The sequence below is a fragment of the Streptomyces sp. NPDC002130 genome, assembly GCF_040296465.1.
GTDB lineage: Bacteria > Actinomycetota > Actinomycetes > Streptomycetales > Streptomycetaceae > Streptomyces.
Genome location: NZ_JBEOXI010000400.1, coordinates 1 through 5,001 on the forward strand (window position 1 = coordinate 1; position 5,001 = coordinate 5,001).

The window sequence follows — 5,001 nt, forward strand, 5'->3', positions numbered from 1 at the left end:
GCCGCTCGACGGGGTCGTCGAGCCGGTCGGCGACGGCGGCGCGGATGCCCTCGGCGCCCGCGCCGTACAGCACGGTCTCGCGGGCGCCGAGGGCGGTGAGCACGGCCTCGGGGACGGCGTCGGGGTCGTCGACCGGGGCGAGTTCGGCCAGCCACACGCCGCCGGGCATGGCCTCGCGTACGGACTCGGCGGCCTCCTGCGACAGGCGGGTCTTCCCGGCGCCGCCGGGCCCGAGCAGGGTGACCAGCCGGGCCGCCGCGAGGTCCCCGCGGATGGTCTGGATGTCGGTTTCCCGGCCGATGAAGGAGGTGAGGCGGGCCCGGAGGTTGCCGGCGGACCTGCCCGGCCCCTCGGCTGTGGGCACAGGTGCGGGGGCGTCGCCGAGGTGGAGCAACTCCGCGTGCAGGGAACGCAGTTCCGGTCCCGGGTCGGCGCCGAGACGGTCGGCGAGGAGGCGCCGCACGTCCTCGTAGGCGTCCAGTGCCTCCGCCGCACGGCCGGCGTCCCGCAGGGCGCGCAGCCGCAGGGCCTGGAGGGGCTCGTCCAGGGGGTGGCCGTCGCACAGGGCGGTCAGTTCCGGCAGGGACTGCTCGGCCTGGCCCAGGGCGAGGGCGGCTGCGTGGCGGGCCCGGAGCGCGTCCAGGCGGCGGGTGTCCCAACGGGCCGCCTCGGCGGTGCGGTCGGGCAGGTCGGCGAGGGCCGGGCCGCGCCACAGGGCGAGGGCGTCGTCGAGGACCACGGCGGCCTTGGCGGGGTCGCCGTCGGACAGCGCCCGCAGCCCCTCGCCGGCCAGCCGCTCGAACCGGTGCAGGTCGACGTCGTCGGGCGGGGCGGTGAGCCGGTACCCGCCCTCGACGGAGGCGATCGCGTCCGCGCCGAGCGTCCTGCGCAGCCGTCCGACCAGCGCCTGCAGCGCCCCCGGCGCGTCGGCGGGCGGCTGCCCGCCCCACACCTCCTCGACGAGCAGTCCGGCGGGCACGGTCCGTCCGGCCCGCAGTGCGAGCACGGTCAGCAGCGCACGCAAGCGCGCCCCGCCGACCGGAAGGGCCGTCCCGTCGTCGCGGAGCGCCTGCGTGGTGCCGAGGATGCGGTAATGCACGGGCTCATTGTCTCCGGTGGTACGGGGGCGGGTCACGGCGATCGACGGCACGGCGGGGCGTTCGGGGGCCGGGGTGGAACGTGCGGGGGCCGGGGCGGGGTGTTCGGGGGCCGGGGCGGAACGCTCATGAGCCGGGGCGGGGCGTCCGGGGACCGGGGCGGAATGCTCAGGAGCCAAGGCGGGGCGTTCGGGGACCGAGGCGGAATGCTCAGGAGCCGGGGCGGGGCGTCCGGGGACCGGGGCGGAATGCTCAGGAGCCGGGGCGGGGCGTTCGGGGGCCGGGGCGGGGGCGTCACGCTCGGCGGCATCAGGCACCACCGGCCGCGGATGCGGGCCCGGCCGGTGCGTCTCAGGCCCCACGGCGCGCGGTGCCCGGGCGGCCTCGTCTCCCGGGCCTGCTCAGACTCTCCAGCAGGGCCGTCAGGTCGGCCGCCGGGATGTCACGGGTCTCCGCGCCTGGTTCCGCGTGCCGGGGAATGCCCCGGGCCTCGCGGACGGCGTGGGAGAGCCGGGAGTCCGTGTCCGGCACGTCCAGGGTCACCACCAGCCCCGACTCACGCGAGCGCCGTCCGCGCCCGTCGGCCGCCCGCTCCGCCTCGGTCTCCTTGAACCACTTCGGGCACCGGTCCACCAGCCGCAGCCCGCGCTCCCCCGCCACCGGCTCGTAGGAGCGCGATCCGGGCGCGGTCTCGGCCCAGGTCTGGGTCAGCACCTGCACGGCCCGCACCAGCCCGGCCGCCTCGGGCCACTTCGCGCCGTGCCGCTCGACGGAGAGCAGCCCGGCCGACCGGGTCCGGCTCCCCGGTTCCGGGCGCAGGTCCTCCTCGGCGTCGGGATCCGCCCCCAGGGCCACCGGCAGGCCCGGCTCCTCCCGCACCATCCGCACCCCGCCCACGTCCTCCACGGGCCCGGCCACCTCGGTGAGCTGGTCGTGCCAGCCGCCGCCCAGCACCGTGTCCGGGTCCACGAGCAGCAGCGGCCAGCTCACCTCGTCCCCCACCGAGAACGGTGTGCCGCAGCACTCCATCTGCCAGTCCTCGTAGTACACGTGCCACAGCCCCATTCCCCCAGCCTCCCCGGAACCGACCGCCCCGCGCGAGACGTTTTTCACCTGCGCCCGGTACCGTCGGGCCGTCCCACCCCGTGTCGATGAGCAGGGAGCCCCATGACCACCGCCACCACCCGCCACAGCGAGCGGCGGATCAGCCCCGTGTTCGTCGGGATCCTCGCCGTGACGGCGGTCACGGGATGGGCGACCTGGACCGGGTTCGCCGAGCAGCCCGGCGTCGCCGTGTTCCTGTTCGTGACGGCGGCGTGGATCGTCTCGCTGTGCCTGCACGAGTACGCGCACGCGCGCACCGCCCTGCACAGCGGCGACATCTCGGTCGGCGCGAAGGGCTATCTGACCCTGAACCCGCTGAAGTACACGCACGCGCTGCTCAGCATCGTGCTGCCGGTGATCTTCGTGATCATGGGCGGCATCGGGCTGCCCGGCGGCGCCGTTTTCATCGAGCGGGGGCGGATCCAGGGGCGCTGGAAGCACAGCCTGATCTCGGCGGCGGGCCCGCTGACGAACGTGCTGTTCGCCGTCGTCTGCACCGCCCCGTTCTGGCTGGACGCGCTGGACGGCGTGCCGAACGACTTCCGGTTCGCCCTCGCCTTCCTCGCGCTGCTCCAGGTGACGGCGGCGCTGCTGAACTTCCTGCCGGTGCCCGGGCTGGACGGCTACGGCGTCATCGAGCCCTGGCTGTCGTACAACATCCGGCGTCAGGTGGAACCGTTCGCGCCGTTCGGCCTGCTGTTCGTGTTCGCGCTGCTGTGGCTGCCTGCGGTCAACGGCGTCTTCTTCGACGTGATCGACACGATCCTGAAGTCCCTCGGCATCAGCGACTTCGAGACGTACTGCGGTCAGGAGCTGTACCGCTTCTGGCAGGGCTCGAACGAGTTCTGCCAGGCGGCACCGTGACGCAAGCGGTCAGTGCGTGACCGACTTCTGTGCCTTGGCGCGCTTCAGGTAGTACCAGGTCATGTTCGACGACAGCCCGGCGAGCAGCACCCACACGATCCCCAGCCAGCTGCCCTTCACGAAGGAGACCACGGCCGCGGCCACGGCCAGGACGCAGACGATCAGGGCATAGAGGGCGAGGCGGGGCATGGGGTCGACTCCTGTCGGGGGACACTGCGGCACTGCTGATGCCGTCCAGTGTCCCCCATGCTCCTCACCGGCTCACACGTCGGTGACGCGGAGCCCCGCGTGCGCCTTGTAGCGGCGGTTGACGGAGATCAGGTTGGCCACCAGCGACTCCACCTGGTGGGCGTTGCGCAGCCGCCCGGCGAAGACACCGCGCATCCCGGGGATGCGGCCGGCGAGGGCCTGGACGATCTCCACGTCCGCCCGCACCTCGCCGAGCACCATCACATCGGTGTCGATCTCGTCGATCTCCGCGTCCTGCAGCAGCACGGCCGACAGGTGGTGGAAGGCGGCCGTGACCCGGGAGTCCGGCAGCAGCGCGGCGGCCTGCTCGGCGGCGCTGCCCTCCTCCGGCTTGAGGGCGTAGGCGCCCTTCTTGTCGAAGCCGAGCGGGTTGACGCAGTCGACGACGAGCTTGCCCCCCAGTTCCTCGCGCAGCGACTCGAGGGTCTTGCCGTGGCCGTCCCACGGCACGGCGACGATCACGATGTCGCTGCGGCGCGCGGTCTCGGCGTTGTCGGCGCCCTCGATTCCGTGGCCGAGTTCGTCGGCGGCGGCCTGGGCACGGTCGGCCGCCCGGGAGCCGATGATCACCTTCTGGCCGGCCTTGGCGAGCCGGTAGGCCAGGCCCTTGCCCTGCGGTCCGGTACCGCCGAGCACCCCCACCACGAGTCCGGAGACGTCGGGCAGGTCCCAGGGGTCCTTGGCGGGCGCCTTCTGGGCGTTGTCGGTGGCAGCAGCACTGTCGGTAGAGGTCATGGCCCCGACTCTACGACCGCGCCGTCACGCCGGACGGCTCAGGTCGGATCCGTCACGGGCACCCGGGGTTTCCCTCCTGTGCGGCGCGGAAGGGGACGCTGGTCTCGGTCGCCGACGGGCTCCTCCGGTCGTTCGACGGTGGTACAGATGACCGGTCGGCCTACCCAGCCCGGGCGAATGCGGAATGAACGCGACGTCACGGGTGACCGCTCGGGGCAGGATGCGGCCCCATGGATGCGGTACGGGTCGCGTTGCTGCGGGAAGTGCTCGCCGGGACGGAGTGGCTCCAGGCCACGCGGCGTTTCGCCGGGGCGCTGCGCGGCTCGGTGGTGTCGCACGGGGGTGGGCTGCTGCTCGTCGGCACGCGGGAGTACGAGCCGTGGCATCTGGCCGCGCACCTGGTGGACGAGGCCGCCTGGTCGGGCACGCCTGAGTTGGCCCCGACACTGGTACGGCACGACGCGCGCCCCTGCGATCCGACGCATCTGGCGGTCGGTCTGGGCCGGCTGGAGGCGGCCCGGCGGGGCGAGACGCTGCTGGTGGTCGCCCCCGAGGCGCCCGCCGCACCATTGTTGGAACGGGTGTCCGACGCCCGTCGTGCCGGGGCGACGGTGCTGGCCCTGGGCCCCGGCCCGGGCGAGTTGCCGTCCATGGCGCACGAGACCCTGGCCGTTCCCGACGGCTCGGAGCTGGACCTCGACACGGTGCAGCACCTGGTCAGCGCGGCGGCCGGGGAGAACGCCCTGCCCACCCCGCGGGGGCGGCGCCGGCTGCGGGACCGGGTCGCGCGACTGGCGGAGCACCTGACGGCACCGCCACCGGCCCGCTGGTGACGTCCGGGCGTCCCGCTGCCGGCCTCGATGGCACCCCGCCCCTCACGAATGCCTCGATGGCACCCCACACATCACGAACGCCCGGGGCCGCGGCCCCGGGCGTCGGTGGGATCAGCTCT

6 protein-coding genes are annotated in these 5,001 nt (G+C 74.3%); 2 read left to right on the forward strand and 4 right to left on the reverse strand.

Annotated features, from left to right (window positions below):
- Both ABT116_RS39505 and ABT116_RS39510 read right to left on the reverse strand, forming a co-directional pair.
- Positions 1 to 1,099: AfsR/SARP family transcriptional regulator (locus ABT116_RS39505; RefSeq protein ID WP_351644577.1), on the reverse strand; the 1,099-nt coding region annotated here is incomplete at its 3' end.
- A gap of 349 nt (positions 1,100 to 1,448) precedes the next feature.
- Entirely contained in the window at positions 1,449 to 2,162 is a 714-nt protein-coding gene (locus tag ABT116_RS39510) for a DUF6578 domain-containing protein (protein WP_351644585.1), read from the reverse strand.
- A 102-nt stretch (positions 2,163 to 2,264) separates the two neighbouring features.
- Here ABT116_RS39510 and ABT116_RS39515 point away from each other — a divergent pair, with 102 nt between their 5' ends.
- Positions 2,265 to 3,065, forward strand: a complete 801-nt coding sequence (locus ABT116_RS39515; protein WP_351644590.1) for a site-2 protease family protein — start codon at positions 2,265 to 2,267, stop codon at positions 3,063 to 3,065.
- A 9-nt stretch (positions 3,066 to 3,074) separates the two neighbouring features.
- On the opposite strand, the gene ABT116_RS39520 is transcribed toward ABT116_RS39515, so the two are convergent.
- The gene (locus tag ABT116_RS39520) at positions 3,075 to 3,254 is read right to left on the reverse strand and encodes a hypothetical protein (RefSeq protein ID WP_351644594.1); all 180 of its coding nucleotides are present in this window, start codon (positions 3,252 to 3,254) and stop codon (positions 3,075 to 3,077) included.
- 72 nt (positions 3,255 to 3,326) lie between these two features.
- Positions 3,327 to 4,049, reverse strand: a complete 723-nt coding sequence (gene npdG, locus ABT116_RS39525; protein WP_351644599.1) for an NADPH-dependent F420 reductase — start codon at positions 4,047 to 4,049, stop codon at positions 3,327 to 3,329.
- Positions 4,050 to 4,279: 230 nt separating this feature from the next.
- Between npdG and ABT116_RS39530 the strand changes: the two genes are divergently transcribed.
- Positions 4,280 to 4,882, forward strand: a complete 603-nt coding sequence (locus ABT116_RS39530) for a hypothetical protein (RefSeq protein WP_351644604.1) — start codon at positions 4,280 to 4,282, stop codon at positions 4,880 to 4,882.
- Positions 4,883 to 5,001: the final 119 nt, after the last annotated feature.